Raw genomic sequence first — 18415 nt, forward strand, 5'->3', positions numbered from 1 at the left:
GTTTGAGCGAGACCCCGCGAAAGGCGAGCACCGCAGGGCAGCCCCGAAGGGGCCGGCGCAGTGGGGTCGAGCAGCCCGCAGCGCGGACCGGGCGCCCCTCCATGGGAAGGACGCACCCATGACCACGACAACTTTCCATTGCTGCGACGAACGAAGACTGGAAGTGATCCAGCAAAGCGGCACCGCCAACGCCATCGCGTTCATCGAAGTCCTCGACCGCGCCGCACCGCCCGGCGTGCCGCGCCAACAGACGCTCTTCGTCCGCCTCTTGCGCCCCGGCTTCGTGCTCGGCCCCGACAACCTGCGCATCGACGGCGGCGAGCGCATCCGGAGCGTCGGCATCGTCTGGTGCGCCGGCGCCGATGCGCTGCCGCCGCAGGCCGAGCCCGGCCTCGTCGATACCGTCGACGATCTGCCGCGGACCCTCGTCGTGCGCACCGACGGCAGCGGCGACTTCTCGCGCTACACCTTCAGCATCCTCGCCAACGCCGGCAGCGACGATCCACCGGCCGGCTTCGATCCGCGCTTGTCCAGCATCGTGTTCTCGTTCAAGGTCGAATGCCCCTCCGACTTCGACTGCGCACAGCCGCCCTCCTGCCCGCCCGAACAAGGCGCGCAGCCCGGCATCGACTACCTCGCCAAGGACTACCAGGGCTTTCGCCGACTGATGCTCGACCGCCTGAGCCTGCAGGTCCCCGGCTGGACAGAACGCTCCGCCGCCGACCTCGGCATCACGCTGGTCGAACTGCTTGCCTACGCGGCCGACAACCTCTCGTACCGGCAGGACGCCATCGCCAACGAGGCCTACCTCGCCACCGCGCGCCAGCGCATCTCCGTGCGGCGCCATGCGCGGCTGGTCGATTACTTCCTGCACGAAGGCTGCAACGCGCGCGCCTTCGTGCACCTCGACGTCGCCGGCCAGGGCATCGCGCTCGCGCGCGGCACGCGGCTGCTCACGCGTGTCCCGCGCGCCGACACCGTGCTCGCGCCGGACAGCGACACGCTGCGCAGCGCGCTCGCCGGCGGTGCGCAGGTCTTCGAGACCGCGCACGACGCCGTGCTCGACGAGCGGCTCAACCAGCTGCGCTTCTACGCCTGGGGCGACCAGGGCTGCTGTCTGCCGCGCGGCACCATCAACGCCACGCTGCGCGGCCATGTCGACACCTTGAAGGTCGGCGACATCCTCGTCTTCGGCGAAGTGATGAGCCCCACCACCTTCCAGCCCGAGGACGCCGACCGCACCCACCGCTGGGCCGTGCGGCTCACGGCCGTCACGCTGTCGAGCGATCCTTCGGGCGGCCTGTTCGAGCCGGTGCCGGTCGACGCGCCGCTCGACGTCACCGAGATCGCATGGGATGCCGCCGATGCCCTGCCCTTCGCGCTGTGCCTCTCGGTCACCGAACGTCCGGGCATCGACATCAGCATCGCGCTCGGCAACATCGTGCTCGCCGACCACGGCATGACCATCGCCGATGAAGACCTCGGCATCGTCGTCGCGTCGGGGCTGCGCGTGGCCAGCGCCGTGCCCAGCGGCTCGTGCGACAAGCCCGCGCCCGTCGACGTGCCGCCGCGCTTTCGCCCGGTGCTCGCACAGGCGCCGCTCTCGCACGGCTTCGACCTCGCGACGCTGCTTGCGGTGCCGATCGGCGACGACCAGGCCTGGTGGCCCGCGAGCGCGCTGCTGGCCATCGACCCGCGCACCGCTGCGCCGCGCATCACGTCGCTCACCGGCACCGCCGACGTGCCCGCCGCGCTGCCCGAAGCCTGGACGCCGCAGCGTGACCTGCTGGCCAGCGCCGCCGATGCGACCGACTTCGTGGTCGAGATCGACGACGACGCGCGTGCACGCCTGCGCTTCGGCGACGACGTGCAGGGCCAGCGACCGGCCATCGGCACCCGCTTCGCCGCGACCTACCGCGTCGGCAACGGCCCCGCGGGCAATGTCGGCACCGAGGCCATCGCGCACATCGTGAGCGCGACCAGCGGCGTCTTCACCGCGGTCTTCAATCCGATGCCGGCCGCGGGCGGCACGAGCCCCGAGGACATCGAGGCCGCGCGGCGCGATGCGCCCGAGGCCTTCCGCACGCAGGAGCGCGCCGTCACGCCGGCCGACTACGCGGCCGCGGCCGAGCGCCGGCCCGACGTGCAGCGCGCGGCCGCCACCTTCCGCTGGACCGGCAGCTGGTACACCGTGTTCGTCACGCCCGACCGCTTCGGCGGCGGCCCGGTCGATGCGGCTTTCGGCACGCGGCTGCGCAGCTTTCTCGAACGCTTCCGCATGGCCGGCTACGACCTCGACGTCAACGCACCGCGCTATGTGCCGCTCGATGTCGCGCTGCACGTGTGCGTGAACGCGGCGTACTTTCGCGCCGACGTGCTGCAGAACGTGCAGGCCGTGCTGTCGAGCCGGGTGCTGGCCGACGGCACGCTGGGCCTGTTCCATCCGGACAACTTCACTTTCGGCCAGCCGGTGTACCTGAGCCGCGTGATCGCGGCGGCGCAGTCGGTCGAGGGCGTGGACTCGGTGCGCGCCGATCGCTTCGCGCGGATGGGCGTGCCCAACTCGACCTCGCTCGCGCAGGGCGTGATCGCGATCGGCGCGCTGGAGATCGCGCAGCTGGCCAACAACCCGAGCTTCCCCGAGCGCGGGCGGTTGACCGTCGATGCAGGAGGTGGCCAATGAGCACACCCGTCCCCGACCTCAAGCCGCACGTGCCGCCGCTGCCGCCCGGCAGCGAAGCCTGCGGCTGCTGCGACGGCCTCGCGGCCGAGACACCGCAGGGCCTCTCGAACCGCGCCGGCCTCTCGGCCATCCGCTACCGCATCGGCGACTACGCGCAGTTCCGCGCCAGCCTGCAAGCCGCGCTCTCGTCCTCCGACTTCGCGCCGCTCGCGAACCTGCGCACGCGCGATGACGACGATTTCTCGATCGGCCTCATCGATGCCTTCGCCTGCTCGGCCGACGTGCTGACTTTCTACCAGGAGCGCCTCGCCAACGAGTCCTTCCTGCGCACCGCCACCGAGCGCGTGTCGCTGCAGGAGCTGGGCAAGCTGGTCGGCTACCGGCTGCGGCCCGGCGTCGCGGCCGAGACCTGGCTCGCCTTCGCGCTCGACACGCCCCCCGCGCCGCCGGCCAGCCTTGCGCCCGAGCCCGGCAATTTCGTGACCGGCGTGCCGGCCGCGCTGTCGCTGGACACCGGGCTCAAGGTGCAGAGCGTGCCCGGTCCGAACGAGACGCCGCAGACCTTCGAGACGGTCGAATCGCTGCCCGACGCGCGCCCCGCATGGAACGCGATGCGCCCGTGGATGAGCGAGGTGCGCACGCCGGTGCGCAACGACACCCTCACCTACCTCGCGGGCGTGCGCAACAACCTGAAGTCCGGCGATGCGCTGCTGATGCTCGGCAACGAATTCGTCAACAACGCCAACCGGAACAACTGGGACTTCCGCGTGATCGACAGCGTCGAGCTGCAGGTCGATGCCGACCGCACGCTGGTGCGCTGGAAGCGCGGCCTGGGCTCGATCGTGCCGCCGATGACGCCGGCCGCACAGAGCCCGCAGGTGCATGTGCTGCGCAAGCGCGCAGCGGGCTTCGGCCACAACGCGCCGATGTGGGGCAGCCTGCCGATCGAGTTCCGCGACAACTATCCCGCAGGCAAGGGCGCGACCGAATGGCCCGGCTTCGCGCTGTGGCCTTTGGCGCTGCCGGCGGGCACGGCGATGGTCGATCTCGATGCGGTCTATGCCGAGGTCCACAACGGCAGCTACGTGGTGCTCGCCAAGGGTGGCTTCAACTATGCGAGCGAGCCCGCGCCGGCGAACACCTACGTCGAGCTCTATGCGGTGAGCAATGTCGCCGAGGTGGCGCGCGCCGAGTTCGCGCTCGCCGGCAGGCTCACGCGCCTGCAGCTGCGCGGCGACAGCTTCGAGACCCAGTTCCGCCAGCAGCTGCGCGCGACGGTGGCCTTCGTTCAATCGGAAGCGCTGGCCTTCGCGCCCTACCCGGTCGACGATGCGGTCGCGGGCGCGCTGATTCCGGTTGCAGCCACGGCCGATGGTCTGTTGCCCGGCCGGCGGTTGATCGTGCGCGGCACGCGCGCCGCCGACGGCGCGGTGGTTGCGGTGCAGGCCACGCTGGTCGCGGCACATGCACTCGACGCCGTGCGCTGCACGCTCGAGATCGCGCCGCCGCTCGCCGATGCGCTGGTGCGCAGCAGCGTGGTGGTGCATGCCAACGTGGCGCTGGCCTCGCATGGCGAATCGGTTTCGCAGATCCTCGGCAGCGGCGATGCGGGCACTGCGTTCCAGCGCTTCGAACTCAAGCAACTGCCGCTGACCTGGCGCGCCGCGGCCAACGATCTCGGCGCCGCACCCGAACTCACGGTGCGCATCGGTGACATCGCTTGGACAGCGCAGAGCACGCTCTACGGCGCGGCGTCCGATGCGCGCGCCTACGCGCTCGCGACCGACGAGCAGGGCCGCAACTTCGTGGTCTTCGGCGACGGCGTCAGCGGCGCGCGGCTACCCAGTCGACCGAACAACGTGCGCGCCGCGTACCGCAAGGGCCTCGGCGTGGACGGCAATGTCGCGTCCGACAAGCTCACGCAGCTGATGAGCCGGCCGCTGGGCCTGAAGAGCGTGAGCAATCCGATCGCGGCCGAGGGCGGCACCGATCCCGAGGCGGCCGATGCGGCGCGCGACAGCATCCCGCTCACCACGCGCACGCTGGGCCGCGCGGTCTCGGTGCTCGACTACGAGGACTTCGCGCGCGCCTTCAGCGGCATCGCGAAGGCGCAGGCACAGGTGCTGCAATTGCGCGCAGGGCCGGTGGTGGCCCTCGCGATCGCCGGGCCCGAAGGTGCGGCACTCGATGCGGCCAGTCCGGTGTGGAACAACCTGCTTGCGGCGCTGAAGGCGAGCGGCGATCCGCATGTCGCGGTGCGCCTGCTGGCCTGTCGGCAGAGCACGTTCCGGCTCGGGCTCAAGGTCAAGCGCGATCCCGCGTGGGACATCGGCACGGTGCTCGCCGCGGTCGAAGCGGCACTGCGCGCGCACTACGCCTTCGATGTGCGCGCGCTCGCGCAGCCGGTGCAGCAATCGGAGGTGATCGCGGTCGCGCAGGCCGTGCCGGGCGTGGTCGCGGTCGACATCACGCGCCTGTACGGCGGCACGCAACCGGCCTCGCAGACGCTGCCCTCGGTGCAGGTGCGCTTGCTGGCCTCCACGCTGCGCGTGGCCGGCGGCGTGGCATTGCCGGCCGAACTGCTGACGCTCGACACGGCGCCCTTCGATCAGCTGGAGGAGATGACATGAGCGCAGCGCCGAACCGCTTCAAGCAAGCGAACGCCCCCTCGGGGGGCAGCGAGGACACGAAGTGCCGAGCGTGGGGGTCGACATGAGCCTCGATGCCGATCGTCTCTACGCGCTGCTGCCCGCGGTCTACCGCATCCGCGATGCCGACCAGGGCGAGCCGCTCAAGGCGCTGCTCGCGGCCTTCGCGCAGGAGTTCGCGGCGCTGGAAGAAAACCTCGCGCAGCTCTACGACGACCAGTTCATCGAGACCTGCGCCGACTGGGTCGCACCCTACATCGGCGACCTGATCGGCTACCGGCCGCTGCATGGCGTGGCGCCGAAGATCGCCTCGCCGCGGCCCGAGGTTGCCAACACCATCGGCTACCGTCGCCGCAAGGGCACGGCGCTGATGCTGGAGCAGCTCGCGAGCGACGTCACCGACTGGCCCGCGCATGCGGTCGAGTTCTTCGAGCAGCTCGCCACCACGCAGTACATGAACCACGTGCGCCTGTATGCGCCGGCGTCCGCCGATCTGCGCGACACCGGCGCCATGTTCGCGCAGGGCGGCGCCTTCAACGCGGTCGCGCACACGGCCGAGATGCGCCGGCCCGAGACCGGGGCCGGGCGCTACAACATCCCGAACATCGGCATCTTCCTGTGGCGGCTGCTGTCGATGCGGCTGAGCGCGGTGCCGCTCACGCCCGATCCGGGCGATGCGAGCGGACGCAGGTTCCGCGTCGATCCGCTGGGCGCCGACCTGCAGCTGTTCCGCCATGCGCAGACCGAGGACGACATCAGCCATCTGGCCGAAGCGATCAACGTGCCCGAGCCGTTGTCGGTGCGGCGCATGGCGCTTGCGGTGCGCGCGGCGCAGGCCAGCACCGTGCCCGCGCCCGATGCGCGGCGGGACGACGACTACGGCGAAGGCGAGAGCCTTGTCTTCCTGCGGCCCGGCAATCCGCCGACGCCGGTGTCGGTCACCGCGGTGCGCGTGTGCGACCTGCGCGACATCCTTGATGGAGGCGGCAACGTGACCGGCTGGAACCACGAGGATTCGGTGCCCGCAGGCATCATCGGTTTCGATCCCGAACGCGGGCGCGTGCTGCTCGGCGCGGCCAGCGACGGGCCGCTGCTCGCGACCTTCCATTACGGCACGGTGCGCGCGATCGGCGGCGGCGAGTACGAGCGCACGCCGGAGGGCGATGACGACGCGACGCAGCTCAGCGTGATCGGCGGCGCCGCGCTGCAGCCGCAGCTCGATGCGCTCGCGGCCGGCGGGCGCCTCCTGATCGGCGACAGCCTGCGCTATGAAGAGACGCCCGTCTTCAGGATCGACGACGTGCTCGCGCCCGGCGCACCCGGCATCGGCGTGGTGGTGGCCGCGCGCAATCCGGCGCGGCCGCTGATCGCGGCGAGCGGCGATGTCACGCTGGCCATCGGCGCGCGCGGCCGGCTGGTGATCGATGGCCTGGTCTTCAGCGGCGGTGCGCTGCGGCTCGCGGCAGCGGCCGACGACGAGCCGCGCGAGCTGGTGCTGCGCGACTGCACGCTGGCGCCCGGCCTGGCGCTGAATGCCGACGGCAGCGCGGTCTCGCCCGGCGCGCCGAGCCTGATCGTCGAGAACCCCTTCGCGAAGATCACGCTGCAGCGCTGCATCACCGGCCCGCTCCAGATCGTCGGCGATGCGCAAGTGACGCTCGACAACTGCATCGTCGATGCCGGCGCGACACAGAACGTCGCCTATGACGCCGACGGCACGGGCGCACCCGGCGGCGTGCTCACCGTCACCGAATGCACGGTGGTCGGCAAGCTGCACACCAAGCTGCTGCAGCTCGCCTCCGACAGCATCTTCTTCGCCGCGCTCGGCGACGCACCCGGCGAGACCTGGTCCGCGCCGCTGATCGCGGAGCGCCGCCAGCAGGGCTGCGTGCGCTTCTGCTGTCTGCCCGCGGGTGCGATCACGCCGCGCCGCTTTCATTGCGTGCCCGATGCCGACCATCCGGACGTGCTGCCGCATTTCACCTCGCTGCGCTACGGCACGCCGGGTTACGGACAGCTGCGTCCCGTGACCGACGCGTCGATCCGCGAAGGCGCGGACGACGGCTGCGAGATGGGCGTGCTGCATGCGCTGTTCCAGCCGCAGCGCGAGACCAACCTGCGCATCCGGCTCGACGAGTACCTGCGCTTCGGCCTGCACGCGGGCTTTTTCTACGCCAGCTGACAACCTGTTTGGAGACACGCCATGGGTGCCGATCTTTCCAGAGTGCGCTTGAACCCGCTGCTCGACTACGCGGGCGTCGAACTCAAGCAGGGCGGCGTGCTGCTGGACGCCGATGCCAACGAGCTGGTCGCGATCCTCGACCGGCGGCTGCGGGCGCTCGCGAGCGACACGCTGGGCCGCGCGACGGTGTCGTCCAACACGCCCGATGCCTTCAAGATCACGGCGGTCGCGGGCGCCTTGCAGATCGGCCGCGGGCGGCTCTATGTCGATGGTCTGCTGGCCGAGAACCACGGAGCCGCTTCAACTCAAGCCGCGCAGCGCGCCTTCGACGACCTGATGGCGGAGCGCGTGTTCACGCAGCCGATCCCTTACGCATCGCAGCCCTACCTGCCGGGCGCACCGGCCTTGCCGACGGCCGGCGTGCACCTGGTCTACCTCGATGTGTGGGACCGCGAGGTCACGGCGCTGGAACAGCCCGCGCTGGTCGAGAGCGCGGTCGGCGTCGACACCAGCTCGCGCCGGCAGACCGTGTGGCAGGTGCGCGTGCTGGCCAACGATGCGGGCCCGGGCGCGAGCTGTGCCTCGCCCGATGGCGACATCCCCGGCTGGAGCGCGCTGACCGCATCCTCGACCGGCGTGCTGACGACCGGCACCTTCGACGTCGCGGTGGTCGACGATCCTTGCGAACTGCCGCCCACCGGCGGCTACCGCGGGCTGGAGAACCAGCTCTACCGCGTCGAGATCTACGACCCCGGCCAGCCCGGCGGCACCGCGACCTTCCGCTGGTCCAGCAACAACGGCTGCGTGGCCTCGCGCGTGAGCAGCATGATCTCGGCCACGCAGCTCGAACTCGAGACGCTGGGCCGCGACGATGTGCTGCGCATCAACAGCGGCGACTGGGTCGAGATCACCGACGACGTGCGCGAGTTCTCGCAGGCGCCGGGCGAGATGCGGCGGGTGACGGTCGACGACGCGACGCGGCGCATCAGCTTCGCGCTGGGACTGCCGGCCGCGATGCTGCCCGCGAGCTTCCCGAACAGCGATTGGCCCGCGGCACGCAACCTGCGCGTGCGCAAGTGGGATCAGAAGGGCCTGGTGTTCCGCACCGACCCCAGCGGCACGCCGGTGCAGGTGCAGGACCTCGACGCGCCGGGCTCGACCGGCGTGATCAAGGTGCCGGCAACGGGCACCACGCTGCTGCTCGAGAACGGTGTGACGGTGAACTTCGACTCGACCGGCGCCACCGGTTTTCGCAGCGGCGACCACTGGGAGTTCGCGGCGCGCACGGCCGATGCCTCGGTCGAGCTGCTCGACCGCGCGCCGCCGCGCGGCATCCATCACCACTATGCGCGGCTCGGCTTCTGGGACGTGGCGGCCGGCACGGTCAGCGACTGCCGGCATCACTGGCCACCGGCCGAAGGCGGCGCGGACTGCGGCTGCACCGCCTGCGTGACGCCGGAATCGCATGCGAGCGGACAGCTCACGATCCAGGGTGCGATCGACCAGGTGCGCGACACCGGCGGCACCGTGTGCCTGCATGCGGGCCCCTACACGCTGAGCGAGGCGGTGCGCATCACCGGCGCGCGCTCGGTGCGCGTCCATGGCCAGGGACCGGCCACGGTGATCACCGCATCGGGCAGCGCCTTCGTGATCGAGCGCAGCGCGGCGATCGCGCTGCAGGACATGACGCTGGTCTCGCTCGGCCAGCAATCGGCCGTCAGCGTGCGCAGCGTGATCGGGCTGGCGCTGCGGCAACTGGTGATCGCGGTGCTCGGCAGCACCGATGCGCCCGGCGCCGCGATCGCACTCACCGGCGTGGCGGCCGGCGTGTCGATCATGGACAACCTGCTGATCGCGCCCGACGGCATCCGCGCCGGCGAGACCAGCGATCAAACCGCGCCGACCTTCCTCGTCACGGCCGTGCTGCGCATCGCCGGCAACGTGCTGTGGTGCCAGCGCACGGGCGTGACGATGAGCGGACGCGTCGCGCATCTCTACGACACGCGCATCGGCGACAACCAGCTCCTGGGCTGCCGCACGCAGGGCATCGGCGTGCTCGGCATCGCGCTGCCCGGCGCGGCGATGCGCATCGCCGGCAACGGCCTGAGCGTGAACGGCGACGGCATCGCCTGCGCGGTGGACGGCGCGTGGATCGAGGCCAACAAGCTGAGCGCGGTGCGCCAGGGCGATCGCGCACCGACCGGCGCCGCGATCCGGCTGGTGGTCGGACTGGACCCGAGCGGCAGCGACCAGTGCCAGGTGCTGGCCAACCAGATCGGCGGCTTTCCCGATGCGGGCGTGCTGGTGCAGGCACCGGCCCTGGACCTGGTGATCGCGCAGAACGTGATCGAGGATTGCGGCAACGGGATCCTGATGGTCGACACGGCGCGCGCGGGTTCGCTCTCGATCACGGGCAACCAGCTGCGCGCGATCGGCAGCGACAAGGCCGATGCGTCGATCGCGGCGCTGGTGTTCGGCATCGGCATCCTGCGCACCCAGGCCGCGACGCTGTCGGGCAACACCGTGCGCCAGGTCGGCCTGAGCCCGCAGCAGAACCAGCAGCTCATCGCCGGCCTGTTCGGCATGTCGGTGCAGCGCATGCGCCTGGCGAACAACGAGGTGACCGAGATCGGACCGGCCGGCGAATTCGGCGGCACGGTCGCCGGCATCATGCTGCGCGCGCCCTATGCGCAGGCCGCGATCGCGCACAACCATGTCGAGCGCGACGCGACGCCGAGCGAACAGCCCAGCCCCACGGCCTGGTGGGCGCTGCTGATCGACGAGCCCGATGCCAAATTGCGCCTTCTGTCGCGCGTCGCCGCCTACACCGCGGTGCGCGTCGACGAGGCGCGCACGCTGGTGCTGGCCGGCAACCGCGCCTGGCTGGACGCGGGCCAGACCACGGTCGACGCGGCCGGCGCGGTGGTGGTGCGCGGCGCCAGCGCCTCGGTGCTCGGCAACACGCTGCTCGCGCGCGGCCGCGTGTCGGCGGTCGACGTGAGTGCCAGCGGCGACCTGATGTTCGGCGACAACCGCTGCGAGCTGCGCGCCAACACCAACATCGATGCCGTGCGCCTCGCGTCGCCACTCGCCGTGGTCAGCGCCAACCGCGTGCGCGGCGGCAAGCCGTCGATGACGATCTCGCCGCAGAACGCGGTGGTGACGGCCATCGGCAACATCAGCACCAGCGGCGTCGCCGGGCCGATCAAGCCCGAGATGCAGCCCCTCAACCTGCTCGGCTGAAGCCGCGCGCTTTCATCACATTCACGGAGCACCGCCATGCGCCTCGTCGTCCTCAAGGCCAGCAGCCTGCAGAAGTTCAGCACCCAGTTGGCCAAGGCCGCCGCCGGCGGCAGCGGCGCGTCGCTCGAACGGCTGCAGGCACTCAATCCGCACATCGACTTCACCGCGCTGAGCGCCGGCATGGCCATCTTCCTGCCGGATACGCCGGGGCTCGCGGCGACCGACAGCAGCTCGCTCGACGGCGGCGCCTTCGATGCCTTCGCGGCCGACCTGGCCAACGGCATGCAGGCGGCCGCGGCGCGCGCCAAGGCCGGCACCGACCAGCTCGCGGCCGATCGCAGCGACGTGGCTGCGATGCTGAAGACGGCGACGCTCAAGCGGCTGCTGGACGGCGACGCCACGCTGAAGGCGCAGGTCGACGACGTCAACGCGCAGTTCGCGAAGGACCAGCGCAATGCGCAGGACGGTCTCCAGCAGATCGGTGCGATGCAGCAGGACGCCGCGGCCGAGATGGCGGCGCTGGGCAAGCTGTTCGGCCAGGCACAAGGTCTTGCTCCCTCTCCCTCTGGGAGAGGCCTGGGGTGAGGGCTTCCGGGCCTTTGATTTGTACGTTGCTGTTGATTGGAGGCCGGCGCCCTCACCCCAACCCTCTCCCAGAGGGAGAGGGAGCAAGAGCGCTCAGCCCCGCCGCAACGGTCGGATGCCGCAGCCGCAATCGCAGCTCGCGCTTCATGCGCGTGTTGTCGAGGCGCCGCGATTCGCCCATGAAGCTCAGCAGCGACAAGGGCAGCTGTGCCTGCGCCGCATCGCGTGCGATGCGCGGCGGGCGCGCGACGCCGTACAGGTCGGCGGCGAGATCGACGTAGTCGCCCATCTTGAGTTCGCTGTCGTCGCTGACGTGGAACGCACGCTGCGGGCCGCCGCGCCACAGCGCCGCCACGCAGGCGCGCGCGAGGTCGTCGGCATGGATGTGGTTGGTGTAGACGTCGTCCTCGGCGCGCAGCACCGGCGTGCCCTTCTTCAGCCGCTCGCGCGGCGTGCCGCCCTCGCGGTCGGGCGCGTAGATGCCGGGGATGCGCAGGATGCGCACGGCGATGCCCGCGCGGCCGAGCCAGCGCACCGTGCGCTCGGCATCGACGCGGCGGTGCGCACGCGGCGTGTCGGGGCGCAGCGCGCGCGTCTCGGTGATGCGCGCTCCGCCGCAGTCGCCGTAGACGCCGCTGGTCGATGCATAGACCAGCGCGGCCGGCAGGGTGCGCAGCCGCAGCGCGCGCGCCAGCCCCAGCGTGCGCGCATCGCGCCACCATCGCGCGCCTTCGACGCGCGCGGGCGGCGCCAGGTGCAGCACGCGGGTGGCGAGGCCGGAGAGCCGGCGCAGGCTCGCTGGCGCGTCGAGATCGGCGACGACCGGCGTCAGGCCGGCCTGACGCAAGGCGGGCACGCGCTCGGGCGACGAGGTCAGCGCGACGAGCCGCACCCGGCCGCGCAGCAGGCGCGCCGCCCGGAGGCCGACGTCGCCGCATCCGACCACGAGCACGCGCTCGCGCCGGAAGCGCGCGGGCCTCGCGCCGAGGGGGCTGTTGATTGAAGGCAAAATCCAGTTCCCTTTTCCAAATCAGAGCAAAGAATACCCATGACCAGCGCAGCGCCGAGCGAGGCGGGCTTTCAGATCACGGTCGAGCCGAGCGGACGCCACTTCATGGCGCAGGCCGACGAGACCATTCTCGCGGCCGGCATCCGCCAGGGCATCGGCCTGCCCTACGGCTGCAAGGACGGCGCCTGCGGCTCGTGCAAGTGCAGGAAGCTGTCCGGCAGCGTGATCCTGGCCTCGCACCAGAGCAAGGCGCTGAGTGCCGAGGAAGAACTGGCCGGCTTCGTGCTGACCTGCCGCGCACATGCGGAGAGCGACGTGGTGCTCGAATCGCGCCAGGTGAGCGAGGCCGGCGCCTTCCCGATCCGCAAGATGCCCGCGCGGGTGCAGGCGCTCGCGAAGCAGTCGCACGACGTGCTGATGCTGCGGCTGCAGCTGCCGGCCGGCGAGCCGCTGCAGTTCCATGCGGGGCAATACATCGAATTCATCCTGCGCGACGGCACGCGGCGCAGCTACTCGATGGCCAATGCACCGCACACGCTGCAGACGCCGGGCACCGGCATCGAGCTGCACATCCGCCATCTGCCGGGCGGCAAGTTCACCGACCACGTGTTCGGCGCGATGAAGGAAAAGGAAATCCTGCGCATCGAAGGGCCGTACGGCAGCTTCTTCCTGCGCGAGGATTCCGACAAGCCGATGGTGCTGCTGGCCTCGGGCACGGGCTTCGCACCGATCAAGGCGCTGCTCGAACATATGCGCTTCAAGGCCATCGAGCGGCCGGCGACGCTGTACTGGGGCGGCCGCCGGCCCGAGGATCTGTACATGGACGACTGGGTGCGCACCCAAGTCGCAGAGATGCCCCACCTGCGCTACGTGCCGGTGATCTCCAATGCCGTGCCGGAGGACAACTGGACCGGCCGCACGGGCTTCGTCCATCGCGCGGTGATGGAAGACTTCGCGGACCTCTCGGGTCACCAGGTGTATGCCTGCGGCGCGCCGGTGGTGGTGGACTCCGCCAAGCGGGACTACGTGGCCGAGCGCGGCCTGTCGGAGGATGAGTTCTACGCGGATGCGTTCACGACCGAGGCGGACAAGGCATTGCCCTAGCAAGGCGGTGGGCCGCACGCCGGCTCAGGGATCGCACGGTCACGGGCCGGAGCGGGCCGAAGCACAATCGGATACATGACTACCCGACGCTTACTTCTCACCCTCCTCTCCACCGCCGCGCTGCTGGCCGCCGCGAGCGCCACGGCGCAGCAGCAGCGGCCGATTCGCCTCGTCGTGCCCTATGCGGCCGGCGGCCCGATCGACGTCACGGCCCGCGCGCTCGCCGAACGCGTGCGCGACACGCTGGGCCCGGTCATCATCGACAACAAGCCCGGTGCGGGCGGCAACATCGGCGCCGACATCGTGGCCAAGGCGGCGCCCGACGGCTACACGATCGGCATCGCGGCGACCGCGACCAATGCGGTCAATCCGTGGCTCTACAGCAAGATCCCGTTCAACGCCGCGACCGACTTCGCGCCGATCACGCAGATGGTCCGCGTGCCCAACGTGCTGGTGATGAACGCCGAGACGGCCAAGCGCCTGAAGATCGACAGCGTGCGCGACCTGATCGCCTACGCCAAGGCCAACCCCGCCAAGCTCAACTACGGCAGCGGCGGCAACGGCAGCGCCGGCCACCTGGCCGGGGAAATGTTCAAGAAGGAAGCCGGCATCTTCGCCGTGCACATCCCCTACAACGGCGGCAACCCGGCGCAGCTCGCGCTGCTGTCGGGCCAGGTCGATTTCAACTTCGACAACCTCGCGACCGCGGCACCGAACATCCGCTCGGGCAAGCTCAAGGCGCTCGCGGTGACCACCGCCGAACGCAGCAGCATGCTGCCCGAAGTGCCGACCGTGGCCGCCACGCTGAAGGGCTTCTCGGTCGACACCTGGTGGGGCCTGATGGCGCCGGCCGGCACGCCGCCGGAGGTGATCGCGAAGCTCAACAAGGCTTTCGTCGATGCGCTTCATTCACCGGAAACCAAGACACGCTTCGCATCGCTCTTGGCCGAGCCGGTGGGCAATTCGCCCGAGCAGTTCGGGGCGTTCATGAAGAGCGAGTTGGCGAAGTACGAGAAGGTGGTGAAGGCGACTGGAGCGCACGTCGATTGAGCGCTCTTGCTCCCTCCTCCTCCGGGGGAGGGAGCAACGGCCTATTCGCCCAGATAGGCGGCGCGCACTTTGGGATCGCTCAGCATCACCTTCGCATCCCCGCTCATCGTGATGAGCCCCGACTCCATCACATAGCCGCGATCGGCCAGCTGCAGCGCGCGGCTGGCGTTCTGCTCGACCAGCAGCACCGTCACGCCCTGGTCGTAGACCTGCTTGACCACTTCGAAGATCTTGTCGACCATGATCGGCGACAGGCCCATCGATGGCTCGTCGAGCAGGAGCACCTTGGGCCGCGCCATCAGCGCGCGTCCCATCGCCAGCATCTGCTGTTCGCCGCCCGACATGGTGCCGGCCAGCTGCGTGGCGCGCTCCTTCAGGCGCGGGAAGGTCGAGAACACGCGGTCCATGTCCTTCGCGATCTCGGCCTTGTCCTTTCGGATGTAGGCGCCGATCTGCAGGTTCTCGGTGATGCTCATGCGCGTGAAGACGCCACGGCCCTCGGGCACCATCACCAGGCCTTCGGCGACCAGGTCCCACGCACCGCGGCCCTTGATGCTCTTGCCGAGGAATTCGATGTCGCCGGCGAGGTAGGGCTGCGATCCCGTGATCGCTTTCATGGTGGTGGTCTTGCCGGCGCCGTTGGAGCCGATCAGCGACACCAGCTCGCCTTCGCGCACTTCGAAATCGATGCCCTTGACGGCCTGGATGCCGCCGTAGGCCACCTTCAGGCCGCTGACTTTCAAAAGTGTTTGCGCCATCTCAATGTCCTCCGGTGCCGAGGTAGGCCTCGATCACCTTCTCGTTCTTCTGTACGTCCGCAGGGGTTCCCTCGGCGATCTGCTTGCCGTAGTCGAGCACCGTGACGCGGTCGCACAGGCCCATCACGAGCTTCACGTCGTGCTCGATGAGCAGGATGGTGCGGTTGTCCTTGCGGATGCGGTCGATCAGCTCGCGCAGCATGACCTTCTCGGTCGCGTTCATGCCGGCGGCCGGCTCGTCGAGCGCGATCAGTTGCGGGTCGGTCGCCAGCGCGCGGGCGATCTCGAGGCGGCGCTGGTCGCCGTAGCTGAGCGTGCGCGCCTTGTAGTCGGCGAACTTGCCGATGCCGACATACTCGAGCAGCTCGTGGGCGCGCTCGGTGATGGCGGCCTCTTCGGCCTTGAAGCCGCTGCCGCGGAAGATCGCGCCGAACAGGCCCGAATGGGTGCGCACGTGGCGCCCGACCATGACGTTCTCGAGCGCGGTCATTTCCTGGAACAGGCGGATGTTCTGGAAGGTGCGCGCGATGCCGGCCTTGGCGACCTCGTGCACGGCGGTCGGCCGGTAGGGCTTGCCGGCGAGCTCGAAGCTTCCGCTGTCGGGCGAGTAGAGGCCCGTGATGACATTGAAGAAGGTGGTCTTGCCGGCGCCGTTGGGACCGATGAGGCCGTAGACCTGCCCGCGCTGGATCTTGATGCCGACGTCCGACAGCGCCTGCAGGCCGCCGAAACGCTTGGAGATGCCGTGGACATCGAGGATGGTTTCAGTCATTTTTCTTCGCCCTCGCTCACGGGTTGATCGACATCGGCCGCGATGCGTCGCCCGGCATTTCGTCCGACGGCGTCTCGATGCCCGGCGCTGCCGCCGGCATGCCGGAAGCGGGTGCGGCCACAACGCCCCTGCGCGCGAGCGACTTGCCGTGCTCGGGTGAAGGCCAGAGGCCGCGCGGCCGCACCAGCATGATGATGATCATGGCCAGCGCGATGAAGAGCTGGCGCAGGATCGAGGCATCGAGCCGGCCGTCGGTCATTTCCTGCAGCGGCCCGGCGACGTAGCGCAGCACCTCGGGCAGCGCGGACAGCAGCACGGCGCCGAGGATCACGCCCGGCAGGTGGCCGATGCCGCCCAGCACCACCATCGAGACGATCATCACCGACTCCATCAGGCTGAAGGACTCGGGCGAGACGAAGCCCTGGAAGGACGCGAACATCGCGCCCGACACGCCGCCGAAGCTCGCGCCCATGCCGAAGGCCAGGAGCTTCATGTTGCGGGTGTTGATGCCCATCGCCTTGGCGGCGATCTCGTCCTCGCGGATGGCCATCCACGCGCGGCCGATGCGCGACGTCTGCATGCGGTGCGAGACGAGGATGGTGAAGACCACGAACAGCAGGAACAGGTAGTAGTAGAGCGTGACCGAGGAGATCGTGAAGCCGTCGATCTTGAGCGGCCGGCCGAGGTCGAGCCCCCAGAACTTGACCGAGTCGATCCCGGTGATGCCCTTCGGACCGTTGGTGATGTTGACCGGCTGGTCGAGGTTGTTGAGGAACACGCGGATGATCTCGCCGAAGCCGAGCGTCACGATCGCGAGGTAGTCGCCGCGCAGCTTCAGCGTGGGCGCACCCAGCAGCGCGCCGAACATCGCGGCGACGACCAGCGCCAGCGGCACCACGACCAGCAGCGAGACATGCAGCCCGTGCGGGAACATGGCCTTGATGGCGGGGAAGGTGTCGGTGAGCTGCGGTGAACCCAGCAGCGCGTACAGGTAGGCGCCGATGGCGAAGAAGGCGACGTAGCCGAGGTCGAGCAGGCCGGCGTAGCCCACGACGATGTTGAGGCCGAGCGCCAGCATCACGTAGAGCAGCGCGATGTCGGCGATGCGCACCCAGGCGTTGCCCTGGCTCTGCAGGATCAGCGGCAGCACGAGCACGGCGATGATGCCGATCACGGTGAGGACGAGGTTCTTGCTGTTCTTCATGTCGCGCTCCTCAGGCCCGGTCCGCCACACGCTCGCCGAGCAGACCCGAGGGCCGCAGCGTGAGCATGATGATCAGCACGATGAAGGCGAAGATATCGCTGTAGTGGCTGCCCAGCACGTCGCCGGTGAGCGCGCCGATGTAGCCCGAGCCGATGGCCTCGATCAGGCCCAGCAGGATGCCGCCGACGACCGCGCCGGCCAGGTTGCCGATGCCGCCGAAGACCGCCGCGGTGAAGGCCTTGAGGCCGGGAATGAAGCCCATCGCGTGCTGCGCGATGCCGTAGTTGGAGGCGTACATCACGCCGGCGATCGCGGCCAGCACCGCGCCGATGATGAAGGTGGCCGAGATGACCATGTCGGGCCGGATGCCCATCAGCGCGGCGACGCGCGGGTTCTCGGCGGTGGCGCGCATGGCGCGTCCGAGCTTGGTGTAGTTGACCAGCCAGCTGAGGATCGCCAGGCAGATCGCGGTGACGCCCAGGATCATGACCTGCGTGGGCGAGATCACGGCGCCGCCCAGGTGGATCGGCGTGGTCGACAGCAGGTTGGGATAGGCCTTGTTGGTCGGCTTCCAGATGATCATGGCCAGCGTCTGCAGCAGGATCGACATGCCGATGGCGGTGATCAGCGGCGCCAGCTTGGGGCTGTTGCGCAGCGGCCGGTAGGCGACCTTCTCGATCACGAAGTTGAGCGTGGCCGCGACGATGCAGGCGATGATGAGCGAGACGATCAGGATGAGCCAGCCGGGCGCGTGCGGCCACGCATCCTGCATGAGGCCGATGATGGTCCAGCTGGTCAGCGCCCCGACCATGAGGACTTCCCCGTGCGCGAAATTGATGAGGTTGATGATGCCGTACACCATGGTGTAGCCCAAGGCTATCAAGGCGTACATGCTGCCGAGAACCAGACCGTTGATGATCTGCTGCAGCAAGATGTCCATAGCGAACTTCCCTTTTTGTTGGCGACACCCTCGAGAGATGCCTGACGCTGACCGCGCGCCGGGTCGGCGCCGTGGTTTCCCCTTAGCAAAAAACCCGCCAGCATGTGTCGGCGGCGGGTTTGTGGGCGGGATTGTAGTCACGCGGGCGCGCCAATCCGGTGCCCAAACGACGGGGTTTTCCCGCTGGCGCAAGGCGCGCCGGCGGTGGCGGTGCAAGCCGGTATCGGCGAGCGGAGG

At 69.8% G+C, this 18415-nt stretch carries 12 protein-coding genes; 7 read left to right on the forward strand and 5 right to left on the reverse strand.

What is annotated here, in order from left to right:
• Window positions 1-118: 118 nt before the first annotated feature.
• From E5P2_RS20705 to E5P2_RS20725, 5 genes are all read left to right on the forward strand, one after another.
• The gene (locus E5P2_RS20705; RefSeq protein WP_162569001.1) at window positions 119-2683 is read left to right on the forward strand and encodes a putative baseplate assembly protein; all 2565 of its coding nucleotides are present in this window, start codon (window positions 119-121) and stop codon (window positions 2681-2683) included.
• Window positions 2680-5313, forward strand: a complete 2634-nt coding sequence (locus tag E5P2_RS20710) for a baseplate J/gp47 family protein (RefSeq protein WP_162569003.1) — start codon at window positions 2680-2682, stop codon at window positions 5311-5313. Before E5P2_RS20705 ends, E5P2_RS20710 begins: the two co-directional genes overlap by 4 nt.
• A gap of 82 nt (window positions 5314-5395) precedes the next feature.
• Window positions 5396-7513 carry a hypothetical protein gene (locus tag E5P2_RS20715; protein WP_162570586.1) on the forward strand — a complete coding sequence of 706 codons (2118 nt, stop codon included), beginning with the start codon at window positions 5396-5398 and terminating at the stop codon, window positions 7511-7513.
• 21 nt (window positions 7514-7534) lie between these two features.
• Window positions 7535-10756, forward strand: a complete 3222-nt coding sequence (locus E5P2_RS20720; RefSeq protein ID WP_162569005.1) for a DUF6519 domain-containing protein — start codon at window positions 7535-7537, stop codon at window positions 10754-10756.
• 36 nt (window positions 10757-10792) lie between these two features.
• Window positions 10793-11341, forward strand: coding sequence for a hypothetical protein (locus E5P2_RS20725; RefSeq protein ID WP_162569007.1), 549 nt, complete (start codon window positions 10793-10795; stop codon window positions 11339-11341).
• 52 nt (window positions 11342-11393) lie between these two features.
• Here E5P2_RS20725 and E5P2_RS20730 read toward each other — a convergent pair whose 3' ends face one another.
• A complete protein-coding gene (locus tag E5P2_RS20730; RefSeq protein ID WP_162569008.1) occupies window positions 11394-12350 on the reverse strand; it encodes an SDR family oxidoreductase in 957 nt (318 codons plus the stop codon).
• Between the two features lie 39 nt (window positions 12351-12389).
• Here E5P2_RS20730 and E5P2_RS20735 point away from each other — a divergent pair, with 39 nt between their 5' ends.
• Both E5P2_RS20735 and E5P2_RS20740 read left to right on the forward strand, forming a co-directional pair.
• Window positions 12390-13454: a CDP-6-deoxy-delta-3,4-glucoseen reductase gene (locus E5P2_RS20735; RefSeq protein WP_162569010.1), complete on the forward strand. Its 1065-nt coding sequence runs from the start codon at window positions 12390-12392 to the stop codon at window positions 13452-13454.
• 75 nt (window positions 13455-13529) lie between these two features.
• Window positions 13530-14504, forward strand: coding sequence for a Bug family tripartite tricarboxylate transporter substrate binding protein (locus E5P2_RS20740; RefSeq protein ID WP_162569011.1), 975 nt, complete (start codon window positions 13530-13532; stop codon window positions 14502-14504).
• A gap of 41 nt (window positions 14505-14545) precedes the next feature.
• On the opposite strand, the gene E5P2_RS20745 is transcribed toward E5P2_RS20740, so the two are convergent.
• The 4 genes from E5P2_RS20745 to E5P2_RS20760 are packed head-to-tail and all read right to left on the reverse strand — an operon-like array spanning window position 14546 to window position 18178.
• Window positions 14546-15262: an ABC transporter ATP-binding protein gene (locus tag E5P2_RS20745; RefSeq protein ID WP_162569013.1), complete on the reverse strand. Its 717-nt coding sequence runs from the start codon at window positions 15260-15262 to the stop codon at window positions 14546-14548.
• Window position 15263: 1 nt separating this feature from the next.
• On the reverse strand, window positions 15264-16034 hold the full coding sequence (locus E5P2_RS20750; protein ID WP_162569014.1) for an ABC transporter ATP-binding protein: 771 nt from the start codon (window positions 16032-16034) through the stop codon (window positions 15264-15266).
• A 16-nt stretch (window positions 16035-16050) separates the two neighbouring features.
• A complete protein-coding gene (locus tag E5P2_RS20755) occupies window positions 16051-17238 on the reverse strand; it encodes an ABC transporter permease subunit (RefSeq protein ID WP_162569016.1) in 1188 nt (395 codons plus the stop codon).
• Between the two features lie 10 nt (window positions 17239-17248).
• Complete coding sequence (locus E5P2_RS20760) at window positions 17249-18178, reverse strand: branched-chain amino acid ABC transporter permease (RefSeq protein WP_162569018.1); 930 nt, start codon at window positions 18176-18178, stop codon at window positions 17249-17251.
• Between the last annotated feature and the right edge of the window lie 237 nt (window positions 18179-18415).

The organism is Variovorax sp. SRS16, from assembly GCF_901827165.1.
Lineage (GTDB): Bacteria > Pseudomonadota > Gammaproteobacteria > Burkholderiales > Burkholderiaceae_C > Variovorax.

What these genes read in the sequence shown, in the direction of transcription:
- E5P2_RS20740 (WP_162569011.1), top strand. Translation starts at nt 13,530, where the DNA reads ATGACTACCCGACGCTTACTTCTCACCCTCCTCTCCACCGCCGCGCTG.
- E5P2_RS20710 (WP_162569003.1), top strand. Translation starts at nt 2,680, where the DNA reads ATGAGCACACCCGTCCCCGACCTCAAGCCGCACGTGCCGCCGCTGCCG.
- E5P2_RS20735 (WP_162569010.1), top strand. Translation starts at nt 12,390, where the DNA reads ATGACCAGCGCAGCGCCGAGCGAGGCGGGCTTTCAGATCACGGTCGAG.
- E5P2_RS20705 (WP_162569001.1), top strand. Translation starts at nt 119, where the DNA reads ATGACCACGACAACTTTCCATTGCTGCGACGAACGAAGACTGGAAGTG.
- E5P2_RS20715 (WP_162570586.1), top strand. Translation starts at nt 5,396, where the DNA reads ATGAGCCTCGATGCCGATCGTCTCTACGCGCTGCTGCCCGCGGTCTAC.
- E5P2_RS20745 (WP_162569013.1), bottom strand. Translation starts at nt 15,262, where the DNA reads ATGGCGCAAACACTTTTGAAAGTCAGCGGCCTGAAGGTGGCCTACGGC.
- E5P2_RS20750 (WP_162569014.1), bottom strand. Translation starts at nt 16,034, where the DNA reads ATGACTGAAACCATCCTCGATGTCCACGGCATCTCCAAGCGTTTCGGC.
- E5P2_RS20720 (WP_162569005.1), top strand. Translation starts at nt 7,535, where the DNA reads ATGGGTGCCGATCTTTCCAGAGTGCGCTTGAACCCGCTGCTCGACTAC.
- E5P2_RS20760 (WP_162569018.1), bottom strand. Translation starts at nt 18,178, where the DNA reads ATGGACATCTTGCTGCAGCAGATCATCAACGGTCTGGTTCTCGGCAGC.
- E5P2_RS20755 (WP_162569016.1), bottom strand. Translation starts at nt 17,238, where the DNA reads ATGAAGAACAGCAAGAACCTCGTCCTCACCGTGATCGGCATCATCGCC.
- E5P2_RS20725 (WP_162569007.1), top strand. Translation starts at nt 10,793, where the DNA reads ATGCGCCTCGTCGTCCTCAAGGCCAGCAGCCTGCAGAAGTTCAGCACC.